This window comes from Providencia rettgeri (assembly GCF_001874625.1).
GTDB classification, from domain to species: domain Bacteria; phylum Pseudomonadota; class Gammaproteobacteria; order Enterobacterales; family Enterobacteriaceae; genus Providencia; species Providencia huashanensis.
Window position 1 is genome coordinate 3241713 of the sequence record NZ_CP017671.1, and the last position, 20766, is coordinate 3262478.

The following is a 20766-nucleotide window of genomic DNA, read 5'->3' on the forward strand; positions in this document are numbered from 1 at the left end:
CGTTATTTCTTACCTTTATTAATAACTCTTTTTAAACCAAACGCTGTTTTGCTTGCAACATTAAAGCTTCTATTTCATCTGGGTCTTTCACGACCAGATCTGTCAGATTTTCGTTGCCCTCTGCAGTGATCACAATATCGTCTTCAATACGTATGCCGATACCACGGTATTGAGGAGGCACATCAGCATCTGGTGCAATATATAAACCAGGCTCGACGGTTAATACCATCCCAGGCTCAAGTATACGGTCTCTATCGGTCCCATAAAAACCGACATCATGCACATCTAGCCCTAACCAATGACTTAAACCATGCATAAAGAAAGCTTGATATGCTTTGTTTTCGATCAATTGATCGACATCGCCTTGTAAAATACCTAAGGCCACTAATCCTTCGGTTTTGATACGCACAATCTGGCGAGTAACCTCATGTATACTCGTTCCCGGGAGATACAATTCTAATGCGGTATTTAGAGCTTTCAGCACGATATCGTAGACTTCGCGCTGAGCTTGGCTAAATTTGCCATTAACAGGAAATGTACGCGTAATATCCCCCGCATATCCCTCAAACTCTGCCCCTGCATCAATTAATACCAGCTCACCATCCTTCATTTGGCATTCATTTTCGGTGTAATGCAAAATACACGCGTTTTCACCGCTTCCAACAATAGAATTATAAGAAGGGAAACGTGCACCATGACGGGTAAATTCGTGCTCTAACTCACCGCATAACTGGTATTCATACATATTTGGCCGACAAGTTTCCATTGCTCGGATATGTGCAAGGGCTGAAATCCGCCCTGCCTCGCGCATCGTATTAATTTCTGCTTCCGATTTAAATAAACGCATTTCATGCACAATCGGACGCCAATCCACCATAGTTTCTGGCGCACGCAGATTACGACGGCTTCCCTTACGTAAAACATCTAGTGCATCAAAAACGAGTTTATCTGCGTAAGCAAATTCACCTTGAGCATGGTAAACCACATCTAATCCGTTGAGTAACTGATACAACTGCTCTTCAACTTCGTTAAATGGTAAGGCTTTATCAATGCCTAGCTTTTCAGGAGCGGCCTCTTGACCAAGACGACGCCCAAACCAAATTTCAGCTGTTAAATCGCGGACCCGATTAAAAAGAACAGTATGGCTATGTTTTTCATCACTTTTAATTAAGACTAATATAGCTTCAGGCTCGCTAAAACCGGTCAGATAAAGGAAATCACTGTGCTGACGATAAGGGTATTCACAATCCGCATTGCGCTGTGCAGGCGGGGCAGAAAAAATAATTGCTGCACTACCTGACTGCATTTTTGCCAATAATGCGTTACGACGAGAAATAAATTCCTGTTTATTCATACCGTTTTTGCCTTATTATCTGAATTATGATGTTGCTAATATTATGCTAGCGAACAATACGCGCTGGCGACAATGACCCAAAGCTGGATAAACCAGCTCTAAGTTCCCCTATTTTAGTGATAAAACAGAGCTCATGTGTAAAACTGACGCGATTAGAATTAATGAAGGATAGGCTTATTATTCTCAACCGCTGTTGGGCCTTTATTTGGCTCAACTAATGCGATATAACATAGCTGTACCGCAACCCTGACGTACTCAACCACTTCTTCTAGCGCTTGCTCAAGCTCTTCTTGGTCTTCGTCTTCGTCATACCCAAGCATTCCGATATTACGTAAATCTGTAATAACTTCTGCAATCTCTTTTTTATCCGCCAGTTTGGGTTGAGCCACCCCAACGCCTAATAAAAAGTGATTAACCCAACCCGCTAATGCGTCTGCATGGTCAAAAATAGAGGCGTCTTCATCAGGGAATAGCATAGTAAATGCAAATTCACTGTCATCTAGCGACTCAAAAGTGGTGTCAAATAAATCACGTAGTGGCTGTGAAATTGTTTGAGGAAATGCTAAACCATCGTTAGCAAGGTCATGGACTAATGTTTGCCAGCTATGATCACGGCTACCACCACAAATTAACCCCGTTATTAGACCATGGATTTCAGCTGCGGTAAGTGCTATTGAGTGCTGTTGTAACAGTTTGTCCAGTGTTTCATAGTTTGGTAAAGATTTTTGTATAGACATCTGAATTCGTCATGTTAGCTTATGATTCGTGATATGCTACCATCAAGGATAGCCGCTAGACCAGTATGCTTTTGTCTTATCTATTAATTGCGCCAAATATGTTGTATTTATGGCGAACATTATTCAGTATGGAGGTAACATGTCCGCACAACCTGTCGACATTCAAATTTTTGGGCGCTCACTGCGAGTCAACTGCCCTGCAGAACAAAAGGAAGCCCTTCTTGAGTCGGCTAAAGAATTAGAACAGCGCTTGCAGAACCTAAAAGATAGAAGCGGTGTCACCAATATGGAACAACTTATTTTTATCGTAGCATTGAACGTCTGTCACGAATTAGCACAAGAAAAGACAAAAACGCGTGATTATGCTTATAATATGGAAGAAAAGATAAAAATGTTGCAACATACTATTGAACAAGCGTTGCATGATCAGGTAAAAATTACTGAGAGGCAAGTATTGCCCCTAGAGTAAATTCGCTTATTAATCAGACACTAGTAGAAAAAAATATCCAAAATTAAGGTTGCATTTTAAATCTAGTTTTGTACAATGAAATCACTGGGTAACGAAAGTACTCAAACCAAATTTCTCTGAGATGCGCGTGAGTGGGCGAGTCCCCTGAGCCGATATTTCTACCAAACAGAATGTGGTTATTGCGCTGGTGAGCATGCCTGATTCGTTCAGGAAGCCTAAAGGTTGCTAAACTGCGTTCACCTTGAACCAAGGGTTCAAGGGTTACAGCCTACAACGGCATCTTGGAGACCCTCTACTGTATTCCTATTTACCTTTAATAACACACACCAATAATACAACGTCGTATTGATTCAGACGATTTACTTTTCTACAATAATTTTCGCCTTGCGATATACTCTAAATAGTTAATTATTTCCTATTGCTGATAGAGTAGGTTTTCATATGCAAGATGCCCTTTCCACACAACGCCAGCAAGTACGCCAATCCATCCGTCAGGCTCGTCGTCAATTAACCACGAAACAACAACAGTTAGCCGCTCAACTGGTCATGAAGAATGCCTTGCAGCACCCAAAGATTAACTCAGCGAAATGCATCGCCCTATTTCTCTCGTTTGATGGTGAAATTGATACTAGGCCATTAATTAGTGCACTGTGGGAACAAGGCAAACAGGTTTACCTTCCTGTTTTACACCCTTTCAGCCGCCATCATTTACTTTTTCTTCGCTATCACGCAAAAACACAGTTAGTCAAAAACCGCTTTAATATTGATGAACCCCCACTCAATGTACAAGATGTACTCCCTATAGAAAAACTGGATATCATGTTCATTCCCCTTGTGGCTTTTGATAGCCAAGGGCAGCGATTAGGAATGGGGGGTGGGTTTTATGATAGGACATTAGCTCATTGGCAACAAACCGGTTTTTACCCCATCGGCTTAGCCCATGATTGCCAGCAGGTCGAGGCACTTCCCGTAGCGCACTGGGATATTCCGTTACCTGAAATTATTACGCCACAAAAAATATGGCGCTGGTAATTAATACCTGCGCCATCATCAAGTAAAAGCAACCAATGCTAATTTAGAACAGCAAACGTGCTCGGATAGTGCCTGGCAGTGCTTTTAGCTTAGCTAAGGCATCATCTGTTTGACTTGGGCTCTGCGTTAACACATCGATCACCACATAGCCAACATTACCAGCTGTACGTAAATACTGCCCAACTACGTTGATATTATTCTCCGTAAATACTTGGTTAATGCTATTAAGAATACCTGGGCGGTTTTCATGAATATGCAAGAAACGGTTAGTATCCTCGGTATGTACTGGCAGTGAAACCTCAGGGAAGTTAACAGCAGATAACGTTGAACCATTGTCTGAGTATTTTGCTAATTTACTTGCAACTTCTAACCCGATGTTTTCCTGAGCCTCTTCAGTCGAGCCACCAATGTGCGGTGTTAAAATCACATTGTCGAATTTAATTAATTCAGAGATAAACGGGTCATTCGGGTCATTATTCGCCGCTGGCTCTGTTGGGAATACGTCAACGGCAGCACCTGATAAATGCTTGCTTTCCAGCGCAGCTGCCAATGCTGGGATATCCACCACTGTACCTCGAGAAGCATTAATAAAAATAGAACCCGGCTTCATACGGTCAAACTGCTCTTTAGCAAACATATTTTTGGTGCTTGCTGTTTCAGGTACATGTAAGCTCACGACATCACTCATATTAAGCAGTTCAGTTAAAGAACGGACCTGAGTTGCATTACCTAATGGCAATTTGTTTTCTATATCATAGAAGAAAACATTCATACCGATCCCTTCAGCTAAGATCCCCAACTGAGTACCAATATGACCATATCCAACAATCCCTAAACGCTTACCACGAGCTTCAAAGCAGCCTTTAGCTTGTTTTTCCCATATCCCACGGTGTGCTTGCATATTCGCTTCGGGAATACGGCGTAATAACAGTAATAGTTGACCTAACACCATTTCTGCAACGGAACGAGTATTGGAAAATGGCGCATTAAATACTGGAATACCGCGTTTTGCCGCAGCATCTAAATCAACTTGGTTAGTCCCGATACAAAAACAGCCGACTGCAACTAATTTCTCTGCTGCCGCAAAAACCTCTTCAGTAAGGTGAGTACGGGAACGGATACCAACAAAACGTGCATCTTTAATCGCTTTTTTTAATTCTTCGTCGGATAACGCGCTTTTGTGGTATTCAATATTGGTGTAACCCGCTGCTTTTAGGTTCTCAACCGCACTTTGATGCACACCTTCTAGCAGTAAAAATTTTATTTTGTCTTTTTGCAAAGATACCTTGACCATTTCCCCTACCCTATCGTGAACGTACTAATAATTTATAACCGATGAATTTGCATGTTTGCTTCGCATTCTTCAAAGCACCTGTAAAAATCGACATCCACCCACCTTGAAGTATGCAGCTATACCAACATAACAAAAAACGGCGCAGTATCAATACAACCGTTTGCTTTATGGATACTAAAAATAGCAAAGAAAAAGAAGTTAAACGGTAGAAAATCAGGAGCAGTAACACAAAATAAGTTTTTTTCCTGCACAATGCGCATTAGTGTGAGATATATCACCAAAATAACGGGGTGTTAAAAAAAATGAAATAAATTTCAAATCATCGATATTTATAAAACTGGTTAATTAATTTAGTGCTATCTCAGAAATAACACCCGCTCAATTCACAATCAAACATAAAAAAAGCCAGTAAATATGACATCTACTGACTTATTTTAAGACGCTGAATTTATCTATTTGTTATAACATAAATTATAACTTAATAGTTTTAACCCCTTCATCAGAGGTTCCCATTAATACGACATCTGCACCACGGTTAGCAAATAGCCCAACAGTCACCACGCCAGCAATACCATTGATAGTATTTTCTAATGCAACAGGGTCTACAATGCTTAAATTATGGACATCTAAAATCACATTTCCGTTATCAGTTACGACATTTTGACGATATTCAGGGGTCCCCCCCAATTTCACCAACTCACGTGCCACATAGCTACGAGCCATAGGGATCACTTCAACGGGTAATGGGAACTTACCTAAAACATCAACTAATTTGGATTGGTCAACAATACAGACAAATGTTTTTGCAATAGCTGAAACAATTTTTTCTCTTGTTAAGGCTGCCCCGCCACCTTTAATCATATTCATATGATGGTCGACTTCATCAGCGCCATCGACATAAACATCTAATGAATCAACTTCATTACAGTCAAATACAGTGATCCCCAGTGATTTTAGCTTTTGGGTTGATGCTTCTGAACTGGATACCGCCCCTTCTATTTGCCCCTTCATCGTTGCCAAAGCATCAATGAAATGAGAAGCTGTTGAACCCGTTCCAACACCAACAATAGTACCCGGTTTAACGTAATCGAGTGCAGCCCAACCTACCGCTTTTTTTAATTCGTCCTGAGTCATGATCATGCCTTTTGCTAATTAATTGAGTCGTGATTAAGGTTATGAATAGCTAGTATATACCGGACACTGGCTAAGTTGCAGTATTGTTCTTTACATTTATGCCGTTGTTTTTGGGATTTATCTAGCAACAATAATATTTTCAAGTGTTATCACTAAAAATATGGCATAGTGATTTAAGGTTACTGCTCTTTGTTAATAACCCTAGCTGAGCTTTTACACTGAGTTGGAAATTCGCCTTGTGTGTTTTCCCCATCTATTTTTATGGAACAGCAAAGGTCAATAGCCTCGAATAGAATAACAATAAGGAGATCTTTTCGATGAAGCGCCCTGATTATCGCGCGTTACAAGCACTGGATGCCGTCATTCGTGAACGCGGCTTTGAGCGTGCGGCTCAGAAACTTTGCATCACACAATCTGCTGTTTCACAACGTATCAAGCAGCTAGAGAACCTGTTTGGGCAACCTTTACTTGTCCGCACTGTTCCGCCTCATCCAACAGAACAAGGGCAAAAACTGCTAGCGCTACTTCATCAAGTAGAACTATTAGAGGAACAATGGCTTGGCGATGAAAATGGGGGCTCAACACCACTTCTTCTGTCCCTTGCCGTTAACGCAGACAGCTTAGCAACTTGGTTGCTACCCGCGTTAAACCCAGTACTGGGTAATAGCCCTATTCGGCTAAATATACAAGTTGAAGACGAAACTCGAACTCAGGAAAGGTTAAGGCGTGGTGAAGTCGTGGGTGCTATCAGTATTCAACCCCAAGCATTACCCGGCTGCTTAGTTGATAAACTCGGTGCTCTCGACTACATTTTTGTCGCTTCCCCTGACTTTGCCGCTAAATATTTCCCTGATGGTGTAACTCGTTCTTCATTACTTAAAGCCCCCGCGGTTGCATTTGACCATTTAGATGATATGCACCAAGCCTTTGTGCAACAAAATTTTGGGCTATCACCGGGGAGTGTTCCTTGCCATATCGTGAATTCATCCGAAGCCTTTGTCCAACTGGCGAAACAAGGTTCAACTTGCTGCATGATCCCTCATTTGCAAATAGCAGATGAGCTGAAAAATGGTGAATTGGTTGATTTAACGCCGGGGTTATGCCAAAGGCGCATGCTGTATTGGCACCGGTTCGCACCTGAAAGCCGTACAATGAAGAGAGTAACCGACGCCCTATTGAAAACAGGGCGCCAAATGTTAAAACAAGAAGATGATATAGCCTCTGAAAATTAACGTTTCAACTCAAACACCACATCCACTTGGTCATTAAAATCAATACTCTGTTGTTCATAGGTCTCATCAACTTTGAGGTCTTGAGCAACAGAGGCTTTCATTGCCCCACCGTAATTTCTTGCAGCGATTGGATATGGCACCGCAGCTGGCGCATTATAGTTAATGCTATACACTGGGCCTAACTGAACATTAAAACCTTTCGCTAAGATATTGGCTTGTTCTGTCGCATTTTTAATCGCTTGAGACCGTGCTTCATCACGGTACTGTTGCGGGTTAGCAACACCAAACTGTACTGAGTTTATTTCATTAAGACCAGCTGCTAAAGCGCCATCTAATAAAGTATTCAGTTGATCAAGTTTTTTAACCTTAACTTCCACTGAGCGTGTTGCAGTATAACCTTCAATCGTCGATTTTTGCTTCACACTACTGTAATCGTATTTTGGCTGAGTACGCACATTAGCAGCATTAATATCTTGTTTTTCAATGCCATTTTTCTTCAAAAATTCAAAATACTCAGCGACTCGTTTATCAACACCCGCTTTAGCCGCAGCCGCATCTTTTGCTGTTACCTCGACCAAAATATTCAGTGTTACCATATCAGGGGCTGCTTTTACGATTGCGTTCCCTGATGTCGTAATATGTGGGCCATTCGGTAGTGGATCGGCGAATGAGAAGCCCGGAACCGCAGCACCAGCTACCATAGTAGCAAAAACTAAAGACTTTAATTTCACAGAACCTCCCAATGATATTATTTATCGCTAAAAAAAGGATAGTTCATAACAAACTATCCCTCAATACAACTTAACAATATCACACTAAATAAAAAACGTAGTTCAGAATAATAAGAAACTGAAAGGCGTTTTCAATCTGTTGATGTAATATTGTCTTTTAAAACCCTTTTAAGCCTTGCAATGCTAACTGAACAGCAATAAACCACATAACACTACCAACAAATACGTTGATCAAGCGTTGTGAACGAGGTTTATTAAGTACAGGTGAAAACCATGCAGCTAATATAGCTAAAGCAAAAAACCATACAAAGGATGCCGTCAGTGCACCTGCGGTAAACCAAGGCCGTAGCTGGCTTTCTAGTTGGCCACCTACGCTACCTAACACAACAAAAGTATCTAAGTACACGTGTGGGTTTAACCATGTCACGGCAAACAAAGTTACAATTACTTTCCACCGAGTAATCACTCGGTTTTCAACTTGAAGAATTGTCTCATCTGGGCTCATTGCAATACGGAATGCACCATAGCCATACCACAAAAGAAACAATACCCCAGCCCAAGTTATCAATTGCATTAATATTTCTGACTGACTCAGTAATGCACTACCACCAAAAACACCAGCACTAATTAAAACGGCATCACTTAAAGAGCATAACAATGCACTCATTAAATGAAACTGCTTACGACTTCCCTGCTGTAAAACAAATGCATTTTGTGGCCCTAATGGCAATATCATTGCTGCACCCAATAATATCCCCTGAAAATAAATCGTAATCATGCATAAATTCCAAATAGTTATTCAATTTATATGCGGGATATTAGCGAGAAACAATTATTAGCGGAAATGATTTACTCTAATGGGTCATAAGTCAGACTTATGGCATTTAACTTAATTAAGCTAGATTTTCTGTCATAAATGCCAATGCCATATTGGTATATTAAAAACAAAAATGGAGCCAAATTGGCTCCATTTTTAAATATTAATGCAAATTACTCTGCTGATACTTTATTCGTTGCTGTATCTTGTTTGTATAAATGGACATCCATTTGTGGGAATGGAATACCAATTTGGTGCTTATCTAAGGCACGCTTGAATTCTTCTAGCAGATCCCAATACACTGGCCATGCATCCCCATTTGTCGTCCAAAAACGCACTACGTAATTTAATGAAGATGGCGCCATATCATGTAAACGTATCGTGACCCCTTTGCTGTGCTGAATACGTTCATCAGCCGCAACAATATCACCTAATACTTTTTTCACGGTATCAATATCAGAGTCATAAGCCACCCCGACAATGATATCTTGACGACGGTTAGGTTCACGTGAGGTGTTAATTATGTTATCAGCAATTATTTTGCCATTTGGAATAACAATAATGCGGTCATCAACTGTTTTTAGTGTAGTTGAGAATATTTGCACATTTTGCACCGTGCCTTCAACCGCACCTATAGTGACATACTCCCCCGCTTTTAATGGCCTAAATATTACCAGTAATACACCAGCAGCAAAGTTACCGAGTGAATTTTGTAATGCCAAACCAACCGCTAAACCTGCCGCACCCATTACCGCAATAACAGAAGCTGTCTGTACACCAATTTTGCCTAATACCGCGATTAAGGTAAACGCAACAATCGTATAGCGAACTATTGCAGATAAAAAATCACTCACTGTAGCGTCAATGCCTTTCATCGTCATTACGCGATGCAAACCGCGCCCGACTGCTTTTGCTACCATCATACCGACTATGAGGATAACAATAGCTGACACGATGTTCACCACATACTGAACTAACAGATCTTGGTTTGCCACAAACCAATTCGTTGCATTATTCAACGCCCCTGTAACATCATCAGTATTCATATATATATGCCCTTTTGGATCTCATTATCAATATCAACCCTAGCCATTTAAGTTTCTAATAAAAAGTTTAATAGCTAGCTATACCCTGAAAATAATAGCGATAATTTATAGAAATACAAAACAAATCACTAAAAAAATTATTTTTTCCCATTTTCAATAACAAAAACACGGTAATCTTTTAACATTAAAAGAAAGTCATCGATACCGCAAAATGCAATACTTTCATTATCGTAATAACTCATTCCCTCTTCTAGGCCATCTGTTTCAAAGAATAATTGATTAGCTCGAATCATCACCTCTTCATCATCAAGTAACAGTGTATATTCATGACCAATAAGCTCCCACTGCTTTTCACTGCCTTTGACTTTTTTATAATTATCTTCGATAGCATCTAACAGACTAAGGTTATTTTTAACCTCTTCATTAAGCCAATATCCAATAGCCTCATGATCCATCGAGAATTTAGCGGAGATAGCTCCGGTGATATCTTGGAAAAATTGGTAGTCCATATGCAATACCTCTACTCTTTGCGTCATTATGACCAGTATAACGTGAGACAATCACGTTTGTTGAGAGGTATTACCTGCTCGCTGAAAGAAAATTCGATAAAACACCAATTTCAACACTATAATTTTTATATTCACTTAATATTAAATGACTAAAAAATGATAATAACCTCTGTTTAGATTATAGGAGTTCCAATGATCAACCGCTTAGACCATTTAGTCCTAACAACCACTCACCTTGATGCCTGCCTTGATTTCTACCAGCGTGTATTAAAGATGTCAGTGATGACCTTTGGTGAACAACGCTATGCCCTGCAATTCGGTCAGCAAAAAATAAATATTCATCAATATGGAAAGGAATTTGAGCCGAAAGCACATTTAGCCGTTCCCGGCGCATTAGACCTGTGTTTTATTAGCGATATCCCCCTTGAACAGGTACAGGCACACATCGAACAACAAGGTGTAAAAATTGTAGAAGGGCCAGTGAAACGTACTGGTGCAGTGGGGCCAATTATGTCAATTTATTTACGCGACCCTGACTTAAACCTAATTGAAATTTCACAATACATTTAACTCAATATTCTGCAATAGAGACAAAAAAGGCCCCTAAATTAGGAGCCTTTACCGTTAATATAAAAAGTGGCTTAAACCGCTGTTTGGAAAATCACGCCATCCGCTTTTTCGGTATATTGTGATAATTGGTCAAAGTTCAAGTAACGGTATGTATCCGCTGCTGTTTCGTCGACTTTATCCATAAATTGCTGGTACTCTGCAGGCGTTGGTAAACGGCCTAACAATGAAGCAACTGCAGCAAGCTCAGCTGATGCAAGATACACATTCGCCCCTGTTCCTAAACGGTTAGGGAAGTTACGGGTTGATGTCGAAACAACCGTTGCCCCATCCGCCACACGCGCTTGGTTACCCATACACAGTGAACAGCCTGGAACTTCAATCCTTGCACCACTCTTACCAAACACACTGTAATAACCTTCTTCGGTTAATTGTGCTGCATCCATCTTAGTGGGTGGAGCAACCCATAAGCGGGTTGGTAACTGGCCTTTGTGAGAATCCAGTAATTTACCTGCTGCACGGAAGTGACCGATGTTTGTCATACAAGAACCGATAAACACTTCATCAATTTTCTCGTTTTGGACATCAGACAGTAAACGTGCATCATCAGGGTCATTTGGTGCACACAAAATTGGCTCTTTAATATCGTTTAAGTCAATTTCAATCACTGCTGCATATTCTGCATCTGCATCGCCTTCGAGCAGTTGCGGATCAGCTAACCAACTTTCCATACCTTTAATACGACGTTCGATAGTGCGGCGGTCGCCGTAACCTTCAGCGATCATCCATTTCAATAAAACGATATTCGATTGCAAGTATTCAGTGATTGGTGCTTTATCTAATTTAATAGTACAACCCGCGGCTGAACGTTCTGCTGAAGCATCAGCTAATTCAAACGCTTGTTCAACTTTCAGTTCTGGCAAACCTTCGATTTCTAAAATACGACCTGAGAAAATATTTTTCTTACCTTTTTTCTCAACAGTCAGAAGGCCGTCTTTAATCGCATACAAAGGGATGGCATGAACAAGGTCACGTAATGTGATACCTGGTTGCATTTCACCTTTGAAACGAACTAAAACAGACTCAGGCATATCCAGAGGCATTACCCCTGTTGCCGCTGCGAACGCAACTAGCCCTGACCCTGCTGGGAATGAAATACCAATAGGGAAACGCGTATGTGAGTCACCACCTGTACCGACGGTATCAGGCAAGAGCATACGGTTTAACCAAGAGTGGATAATACCGTCGCCCGGACGCAGAGAAACACCACCACGGTTCATGATGAAATCCGGTAATGTATGGTGCGTAGTAACGTCAACAGGTTTTGGATACGCCGCAGTGTGACAGAATGACTGCATCACTAAGTCAGCAGAAAAACCAAGGCAAGCTAAGTCTTTTAGCTCATCACGTGTCATTGGGCCTGTTGTATCCTGTGAACCTACTGACGTCATTTTTGGCTCACAATACTCACCTGGGCGGATACCCGGGCGACCACAAGCACGACCAACCATTTTCTGTGCCAATGAGAAACCACGGTTACTTTGAGCTACAGATTTCGCATGACGGAATACATCAGTTGCTTCTAAACCTAATGATTCACGAGCCTTGTTAGTTAAACCACGGCCAATAATCAATGGAATACGGCCACCGGCACGGACTTCATCAATTAAAACATCCGTTTTTAATTCAAATGTTTCAAGCAGCTCACCTGTTTCATGGTTGCGTACTTCACCTTTAAATGGATAGATATCAATAACATCACCCATATTTAGTTTAGACACATCCACTTCAATCGGTAACGCACCAGCATCTTCCATCGTATTGAAGAAGATTGGGGCAATTTTGCCGCCTAATACTACCCCACCACCACGTTTATTTGGCACAAATGGGATATCATCACCCATAAACCACAGCACGGAGTTAGTGGCTGATTTACGAGAAGAACCGGTACCGACTACGTCACCCACGTAAGCTAATGGGAAGCCTTTCTTATTTAGCGCGTCGATTTGCTTGATTGGGCCAACATTGCCCGCATCGTCTGGTTCAATACCATCGCGCGCATTTTTCAGCATGGCTAAAGCGTGTAGAGGGATATCAGGACGTGACCATGCATCCGGAGCTGGAGATAAGTCATCAGTATTCGTTTCGCCAGTGACTTTAAAAACAGTCACGGTCATTTTTTCTGCTAATGCAGGGCGCTGTTTGAACCACTCAGCATCAGCCCATGATTCAATAACTTGTTTCGCATGCGCATTTCCAGCTTTCGCTTTTTCTTCTACGTCGTAGAAGTTATCAAACATTAATAATGTATGGGAAAGGGCTTTCGCTGCGATAGGCGCTAATTTAGCATCATCAAGAGCTTCAATTAGTGCATGGATGTTATATCCGCCCTGCATGGTACCTAGTAATTCAATGGCTTTTTCAGGGGAGATAAGAGAAGAGGAAGTTTCGCCTTTAGCAATTGCGGCTAAAAATCCAGCTTTTACGTACGCTGCTTCATCAACACCAGGGGGGACGCGGTTGGTTAGCAGGTCTAACAAGAAATCTTCTTCACCTTTGGGTGGGTTTTTTAGTAACTCTACCAGTGCAGCTACTTGTGACGCATCTAATGGCTTAGGGACAATCCCTTGAGCGGCACGCTCGGCTACGTGCTTACGGTATTCTTCTAGCACGACGTTCTCCTCGCTTCTTTGTTATTTATATACCCGGCTGTCTGCACCTTATTGATAAAATTATCATCCGGTGCCAGGTCAGAGGAATTTGCTCGCATAATCTCAATGGCGGTAAAATTATGTCCAGCTTCGGGCTCTCAGCATAGCAGAATTTAAACGCAATGTTAATTCATTCACAAGAAAGTAACATTTATCTACTAACTTCATGCCTTAACACTTAATTACGGGTTATTTTTTAGCTTAAGAGATTATAAATCTTTATAAAAAGCTGAAAAAACCATACTTTTTATAATGCATTTCGCTGATTAAAGCACCCTCTTTTATGGCTTTTTCCTTTGGGTATCACAAATTATATTTATTATCGTAATTTTATTTACATTACTAATTGATAAGGTAAATCATTACGATTGGTTTTAATCTATTTAAAGGATTTTATTGATTTTATTAACCTTTTATTCCAAGTAAATTTCCGAAGCGGTCAATAAACTGGCACATGTGGTTGTTATCATCGATTAACATTGGCCCTCGATATAATTTTGCTCCTAACTGAGTGAAATGTTCACAGGCCAAATTAAAATTATCGACTTGCCAATAAAGCACAGTGCCTTTACTGCTTAATTTCTACTTCTGATGCTCCATTAAAAACCTTTGCGTTACCTTTATTTGGCATTTCAATTAAAGTCCTATTTCCTATTTGAATGCCATTTTTATGTACAAGGATATTTTTGTGGGTCAATTAAAAATTTCCAGCCGAGCGGTTTTTCAATCTCCGCAATGTTTTTTCTGAAGGTAATTAAATTATTTTCAATTAATATTTGTTTAGATTTTAATAAATAATTGAACTGAAACATGTGACTAGTTGTTTATATTCACAAAAACAAAAAAAAGCCAACATGTTTCCACATTGGCTTCAATTCGCTTTGGTGATAAACAGCATACTAGAGATACTGTTTATCAGTGCAGTTAAAGAAAATTATTTTTTCTTTTTCGCTTTAGCGTTTGGTAAATCAGTAATGCTACCTTCGTAAATTTCAGCAGCCATACCGATTGATTCGTACAGTGTTGGGTGCGCGTGGATAGTTAATGCTAAATCTTCGGCATCACAACCCATCTCAATTGCTAGGCCGATTTCACCCAGTAATTCACCACCGTTGACACCGACAACAGCACCACCAATAACACGGTTAGATTGCTTGTCGAAAATCAGTTTAGTCATACCTTCTGAACAATCAGATGCGATTGCACGGCCTGATGCTGCCCATGGGAAAGTCGCAACTTCATAGCTGATATTTTGCTCTTTCGCTTCTTTCTCAGTTAAACCAACCCATGCAACTTCTGGCTCAGTATAGGCAATAGAAGGAATAACTTTCGGGTCAAAGTAATGTTTCAGACCAGAGATAACCTCAGCGGCAACGTGACCTTCATGCACACCTTTATGCGCTAACATTGGCTGACCAACGATATCACCGATAGCGAAAATATGTGGCACGTTAGTGCGCATTTGTTTATCCACATGGATAAAGCCACGATCATCAACTTCGACGCCTGCTTTGCCTGCATCCAAGTTTTTACCGTTAGGAACACGGCCGATAGCCACTAATACCGCATCATAACGTTGTGGTTCTGCGGAAGCTTTTTTACCTTCCATCGAAACGTAGATACCGTCTTCTTTCGCTTCAACTGCTGTTACTTTAGTTTCTAACAGTAGGTTGAATTTTTTACTGATTTGTTTGGTGAATACTTTAACCACATCTTTGTCAGCCGCTGGGATGACTTGGTCAAACATTTCAACCACATCGATTTGAGAACCCAGTGCATGATACACAGTCCCCATTTCTAAACCGATAATACCACCACCCATCACCAGCAGACGCTCAGGAACTTCAGTCAGTTCTAATGCATCTGTTGAATCCCAAATACGTGGGTCTTCATGTGGGATAAATGGTAATTGAATTGGACGGGAACCTGCAGCAATGATTGCGTTATCGAAATTGATAGTCGTACTACCATTTTCGCCTTCAACAACCAGAGTATTAGCGCCTGTAAATTTACCGAAGCCGTTAACCACGTTAACTTTACGGCCTTTAGCCATACCAGCTAGACCGCCAGTCAGCTGATTAATCACTTTTTCTTTCCATAAACGGACTTTGGAAATGTCAGTTTTTGGCTCACCAAAAACAATACCGTGCTCAGCTAAAGCTTTTGCTTCTTCGATCACTTTTGCAACATGCAATAAAGCTTTTGAAGGGATACAGCCAACGTTTAAACAAACCCCACCAAGCGTTGAATAACGTTCTACTAAAACAGTTTCTAAACCTAAGTCAGCGCAACGGAAAGCCGCAGAATAACCTGCAGGGCCTGCACCAAGCACAACGACTTGGGCTTTAATTTCAGTACTCATCATGACCTCTTTTTGTTTTGTCCAGCGGTACTGCTGAATAAACGATTTTCCACTGGAAAAGTACACACCGAGAGCAGTTTACAGAATTGTTAACACCCTGAAAAGGCTCATTTCGTGATGTAACTCCCAACCTTTCGTAGCAGCAGCAAAAAATTCTGTCTCAGCCTAAATAAAGCAGACCGGCCTATAAGCCGGTCTTATTATTTACATCACTAAGCGGCGAATATCGCTCATTAATTGCCCTACTAAGGTAATGAAGCGAGCTCCATCAGCGCCATCAATAACACGATGGTCAAAGGACAGTGACATAGGCAGGATCAGGCGAGGAACAAACTCACTACCATTCCAAACTGGTTTCATTGCAGAACGTGACAGCCCCATAATCGCAACTTCTGGTGCATTCACAATTGGTGCAAAGCCGGTTGTTCCGATACCACCAAGGCTAGAAATAGTGAAACATCCGCCTTGCATATCAGATGCAGTCAGTTTACCTGCACGTGCTTTCTTAGAAACTTCCATCAGTTCGCGAGATAACTCTAAAATGCCTTTTTTGTTAACGTCTTTAAAGACAGGAACAACTAAGCCATTTGGTGTATCAACTGCAATACCGATGTTGATGTATTTTTTCAGGAATAAACGCTGCGCATCTTCAGAAATCGAGCTATTAAAGCGTGGCATTTCTTCCAGTGCGCGAGCAACGGCTTTCATGACAAATACCAGTGGGGTAATTTTCACGCCAAGCTGTTTTTTCTCTGCTTCTTTATTTTGTTGCTTACGGAATTCTTCAACTTCTGTGGTATCTACTTCTTCCATTAGCGTAACATGCGGGATCATCACCCAGTTACGGCTCAGGTTAGCACCAGAGATTTTTTGAATACGGCCCAGTTCAACTTCTTCGACTTCACCGAATTTGCTGTAATCCACTTTTGGCCACGGCAACATGCCTGGTAAACCACCACCAGCTGCTGCTGGAGACTCTGCGCGTTTAACCGCATCTTTCACGTAAGCTTGAACGTCTTCACGCAGGATACGACCTTTACGACCTGTACCTTTTACTTTCGCTAAGTTAACACCAAATTCACGCGCTAAGCGACGAATAACTGGCGTTGCATGTACATATGCATCGTTTTCAACGAATTCATTTTTGCTATCAGCGGCTTTAGCTGGAGTAGCCGCCGCAGGAGCTGGCGTTGCTGCTTGAGCAGGTGCTGATGCTTGAGGTGCTGGTGCCGCAGCTGGCGCTGCACCCGCAACTTCAAAAGTCATAATCAGCGAGCCAGTTTTCACTTTATCGCCAGTCGCAATTTTGATTTCTTTAACAGTTCCCGCAAATGGTGCAGGCACTTCCATTGATGCTTTATCGCCTTCAACCGTAATGATTGATTGCTCAGCTTCAACGGTGTCACCCACTTTAACCATCACTTCGGTAACTTCAACTTCATCGCCACCAATATCTGGAACATTAACATCTTTAATTGCTGAAGCTGCTGGAGCAGCTGGTGCCGCCGTTTCAGAAGCTGGAGCTGCTGCTGGCGCTGCGCCTGCCACTTCAAAGACCATAATTAGCGAGCCAGTTTGTACTTTGTCGCCAGTCGAGATCTTGATTTCTTTAACAGTACCTGCAAATGGAGCAGGTACTTCCATCGAAGCTTTATCACCTTCAACAGTAATCAATGATTGCTCAGCTTCAACGGTGTCACCGACTTTTACCATGATTTCGGTAACTTCAACTTCATCACCACCGATATCTGGTACAGCAACGTCTTTTGACGCTGCTGCGCTTGGTGCTGCCGTTGGAGCCGCTGCAGGTGCTTCTGCTGGAGCAGGTGCTGCTGCACCCGCTTCTGCTTCAAACAGCATAATCAATTTACCGGTTGTGACTTTATCACCAACTGCAATTTTAATTTCTTTAACCACACCCGCTTGTGGAGATGGGACTTCCATAGAAGCTTTATCACCTTCAACGGTAATAAGCGATTGCTCAGCTTCTACTTTATCACCCACTTTAACCATCACTTCGGTGACTTCAACTTCATCAGCACCGATATCTGGCACTTTGATTTCAATAGACATTGATTTTTACCTCTTATGCCAAACGTGGGTTAACTTTATCTGGGTTGATGTTGTATTTTTTGATCGCTTCTTCAACGACCTTAACATCAATCTCACCACGTTTAGCTAATTCACCTAATGCTGCAACGATCACATAGCTAGTATCCACTTCAAAGTGGTGACGTAAGTTTTCACGGCTATCTGAACGACCGAAGCCATCTGTACCCAGAACACGGTAGTCACTTGCTGGTACATAAGTACGAACTTGTTCAGCAAACAGTTTCATGTAGTCAGTTGACGCTACAGCTGGTGCATCGTTCATCACTTGTGCGATATATGGAACACGTGGAGCTTCAGATGGGTGTAGCATATTCCAACGCTCACAGTCTTGGCCATCACGCGCCAATTCAGTAAATGAAGTCACGCTGTATACATCAGAGCCGATGCCATAATCTGCAGACAGAATATCCGCCGCTTCACGCACATGACGCATCATAGAACCTGAACCTAACAACTGAACTTTGCCTTTACTACCTTCAACTGAAGCCAGTTTATAGATACCTTTACGGATACCTTCTTCTACACCTTCTGGCATTGCAGGCATATGATAGTTTTCGTTCAGAGTCGTGATGTAGTAATACACGTTCTCTTGTTTTTCACCGTACATGCGCTCTAAACCGTTTTGCATGATTACAGCAACTTCATAAGCAAATGCTGGGTCATAAGAAATACAGTTAGGGATTGTCAGTGATTGAATATGGCTATGGCCATCTTCGTGTTGTAAACCTTCACCATTTAGCGTTGTACGACCTGAAGTACCACCAATCAAGAAGCCACGTGCTTGTTGGTCACCCGCTGCCCACATTAAGTCACCAATACGTTGGAAACCAAACATTGAGTAGTAGATATAGAATGGGATCATCGGCAAGTTGTTAGTGCTGTAAGATGTTGCAGCAGCTAACCAAGAAGAACCTGCGCCCAATTCATTGATACCTTCTTGCAGGATTTGGCCTTTCGAATCTTCTTTATAGTATGCGACTTGTTCTCTGTCTTGTGGTGTGTATTGCTGGCCTTTCGGGCTATAAATACCAATTTGACGGAATAGACCTTCCATACCAAAAGTACGCGCTTCATCAGCGATAATTGGCACTAAACGCTCTTTGATAGACTTGTTTTTCAACATAACGTTCAATGCACGAACGAAAGCGATCGTGGTCGAAATTTCTTTCGATTGTTCTTCTAATAATTGGCTGAAATCTTCCAGTGCAGGGATTTCCAGCTTCTCATCAAAAGTTGAACGACGAGCTGGTAAATAACCACCCAGCGCTTGACGGCGCTCGTGCAGATATTTGTATTCCTCTGAATCTTTTTCAAAAGTAACGTAAGGCAGTTTTTCGATTTGCTCATCAGCGACTGGAACATTGAATTGATCACGGAAATGACGAACGCCATCCATGTTCATTTTTTTCACTTGGTGCGCAATGTTTTTACCTTCTGCTGTTTCACCCATACCATAACCTTTAATGGTTTGAGCTAAGATAACAGTTGGTTTGCCTTTGGTTTCTTGTGCTTTTTTGAATGCTGCATACACTTTCTTCGGATCATGACCACCGCGGTTCAGTGCCCAAATCTCATCATCAGTCATATCTTTAACTAATGCAGCCGTTTCAGGGTAGCGGTTGAAGAAGTGCTCACGGACATATGCGCCATCACGTGATTTAAAGGTTTGGTAGTCACCGTCTAAGGTTTCGTTCATCAGTTGAACAAGTTTGCCACTCGTATCTTTACGCAGCAGTTCATCCCAACGGTCGCCCCACATCACTTTGATAACTTGCCAGCCAGCGCCACTAAAGACACCTTCTAATTCGTTAACAATTTTACCGTTACCTGTAACTGGGCCATCCAGACGTTGCAGGTTACAGTTAATAACGAAAACTAAGTTATCTAATTGATCACGTGTTGCAATAGTAATTGCACCTTTAGATTCTGGCTCATCCATCTCACCATCACCAAGGAATGCATACACACGCTGAGCGGATGTATCTTTCAGACCACGGTTGTTTAGGTATTTCAGGAATTTAGCTTGATAAATAGCATTAATTGGCCCCAGCCCCATTGATACGGTTGGGAACTGCCAGAAATCAGGCATTAATTTAGGGTGCGGGTAAGAAGACAGACCATTGCCGCCAATTTCTTGACGGAAATTGTTCATTTGCTCTTCAGTTAGACGACCTTCTAAGAAAGCACGTGCGTAGATCCCCGGAGAGATATGACCTTGGAAAAATACTAAGTCACCGCCATCATTGTTATTATGAGCGCGGAAGAAGTGGTTGAAGCATACTTCATATAAGGTTGCTGATGACTGGTAAGAAGCCATATGGCCACCCAGTTCTAAGTCTTTTTTAGAAGCCCGCAGAACAGTCATTACTGCGTTCCAGCGAATTGCCGAGCGAATACGGCGCTCTAAATCCATGTTACCAGGGTATGCCGGCTCATCTTCAACAGCAATTGTGTTGATGTAATCAGAACGACCAGATGCACCAGCGGCAATATTAACACCGCCTTTACGCGCTTCGCTTAATACCTGTTCGATAATAAACTGAGCACGATCAACACCTTCTTCACGGATGACCGATTCAATCGCCTGTAGCCAGTCGCGAGTTTCAATCGGATCCACGTCATTTTTTAGCATATCTGACATGGTGTATTCCTTATCTGT

General features: G+C 41.7%; 16 protein-coding genes and 1 other RNA gene. 5 read left to right on the forward strand and 12 right to left on the reverse strand.

Translation table 11 applies throughout. The features are described 5' to 3' along the window. Positions 1–31 precede the first annotated feature (31 nt). On the reverse strand, positions 32–1354 hold the full coding sequence (pepP, locus tag RB151_RS14940; protein ID WP_071548276.1) for a Xaa-Pro aminopeptidase: 1323 nt from the start codon (positions 1352–1354) through the stop codon (positions 32–34). A gap of 158 nt (positions 1355–1512) precedes the next feature. After that, positions 1513–2091: a YecA family protein gene (locus tag RB151_RS14945; protein WP_042845057.1), complete on the reverse strand. Its 579-nt coding sequence runs from the start codon at positions 2089–2091 to the stop codon at positions 1513–1515. A 139-nt stretch (positions 2092–2230) separates the two neighbouring features. Between RB151_RS14945 and zapA the strand changes: the two genes are divergently transcribed. From zapA to RB151_RS14960, 3 genes are all read left to right on the forward strand, one after another. After that, positions 2231–2560: a cell division protein ZapA gene (gene zapA / locus RB151_RS14950; RefSeq protein WP_042845059.1), complete on the forward strand. Its 330-nt coding sequence runs from the start codon at positions 2231–2233 to the stop codon at positions 2558–2560. 110 nt (positions 2561–2670) lie between these two features. Next, positions 2671–2852, forward strand: a non-coding RNA gene (ssrS, locus tag RB151_RS14955) — 6S RNA. Positions 2853–3001: 149 nt separating this feature from the next. Continuing rightward, on the forward strand, positions 3002–3592 hold the full coding sequence (locus RB151_RS14960) for a 5-formyltetrahydrofolate cyclo-ligase (protein ID WP_042845060.1): 591 nt from the start codon (positions 3002–3004) through the stop codon (positions 3590–3592). Positions 3593–3635: 43 nt separating this feature from the next. Here the strand turns inward: RB151_RS14960 and serA are convergent, their stop codons facing one another. Further along, positions 3636–4886 (reverse strand): phosphoglycerate dehydrogenase, encoded by a 1251-nt coding sequence (gene serA / locus RB151_RS14965; protein ID WP_042845062.1) that lies wholly within the window; start codon positions 4884–4886, stop codon positions 3636–3638. Positions 4887–5357: 471 nt separating this feature from the next. Beyond that, positions 5358–6020 carry a ribose-5-phosphate isomerase RpiA gene (gene rpiA / locus RB151_RS14970; protein ID WP_042845064.1) on the reverse strand — a complete coding sequence of 221 codons (663 nt, stop codon included), beginning with the start codon at positions 6018–6020 and terminating at the stop codon, positions 5358–5360. A 317-nt stretch (positions 6021–6337) separates the two neighbouring features. Here rpiA and RB151_RS14975 point away from each other — a divergent pair, with 317 nt between their 5' ends. After that, complete coding sequence (locus tag RB151_RS14975; RefSeq protein WP_042845066.1) at positions 6338–7252, forward strand: LysR family transcriptional regulator ArgP; 915 nt, start codon at positions 6338–6340, stop codon at positions 7250–7252. Here the strand turns inward: RB151_RS14975 and RB151_RS14980 are convergent. The 4 genes from RB151_RS14980 to RB151_RS14995 all read right to left on the reverse strand — a co-directional run bounded on the left by RB151_RS14980 (position 7249) and on the right by RB151_RS14995 (position 10355). Further along, complete coding sequence (locus RB151_RS14980; protein WP_071548277.1) at positions 7249–7983, reverse strand: oxidative stress defense protein; 735 nt, start codon at positions 7981–7983, stop codon at positions 7249–7251. The two genes, RB151_RS14975 and RB151_RS14980, sit on opposite strands and share 4 nt — an antisense overlap. 157 nt (positions 7984–8140) lie before the next feature. Beyond that, complete coding sequence (gene argO / locus RB151_RS14985) at positions 8141–8761, reverse strand: arginine exporter ArgO (protein ID WP_042845070.1); 621 nt, start codon at positions 8759–8761, stop codon at positions 8141–8143. Positions 8762–8973: 212 nt separating this feature from the next. Then, positions 8974–9846: a small-conductance mechanosensitive channel MscS gene (gene mscS, locus RB151_RS14990; RefSeq protein ID WP_048607929.1), complete on the reverse strand. Its 873-nt coding sequence runs from the start codon at positions 9844–9846 to the stop codon at positions 8974–8976. 137 nt (positions 9847–9983) lie between these two features. Next, positions 9984–10355, reverse strand: a complete 372-nt coding sequence (locus tag RB151_RS14995) for a YacL family protein (RefSeq protein WP_042845072.1) — start codon at positions 10353–10355, stop codon at positions 9984–9986. Between the two features lie 192 nt (positions 10356–10547). On the opposite strand from RB151_RS14995, the gene RB151_RS15000 reads away from it, so the two are divergent. Continuing rightward, positions 10548–10925, forward strand: a complete 378-nt coding sequence (locus tag RB151_RS15000; RefSeq protein ID WP_071548278.1) for a VOC family protein — start codon at positions 10548–10550, stop codon at positions 10923–10925. Positions 10926–10996: 71 nt separating this feature from the next. On the opposite strand, the gene acnB is transcribed toward RB151_RS15000, so the two are convergent. From acnB to aceE, 4 genes are all read right to left on the reverse strand, one after another. Beyond that, positions 10997–13594: a bifunctional aconitate hydratase 2/2-methylisocitrate dehydratase gene (gene acnB / locus RB151_RS15005; protein WP_042845076.1), complete on the reverse strand. Its 2598-nt coding sequence runs from the start codon at positions 13592–13594 to the stop codon at positions 10997–10999. Between the two features lie 973 nt (positions 13595–14567). Then, entirely contained in the window at positions 14568–15995 is a 1428-nt protein-coding gene (lpdA, locus tag RB151_RS15015) for a dihydrolipoyl dehydrogenase (RefSeq protein ID WP_094301215.1), read from the reverse strand. A gap of 204 nt (positions 15996–16199) precedes the next feature. After that, positions 16200–18068 carry a pyruvate dehydrogenase complex dihydrolipoyllysine-residue acetyltransferase gene (gene aceF, locus RB151_RS15020; protein ID WP_048607932.1) on the reverse strand — a complete coding sequence of 623 codons (1869 nt, stop codon included), beginning with the start codon at positions 18066–18068 and terminating at the stop codon, positions 16200–16202. A gap of 13 nt (positions 18069–18081) precedes the next feature. Beyond that, entirely contained in the window at positions 18082–20748 is a 2667-nt protein-coding gene (gene aceE, locus RB151_RS15025; RefSeq protein ID WP_042845081.1) for a pyruvate dehydrogenase (acetyl-transferring), homodimeric type, read from the reverse strand. Between the last annotated feature and the right edge of the window lie 18 nt (positions 20749–20766).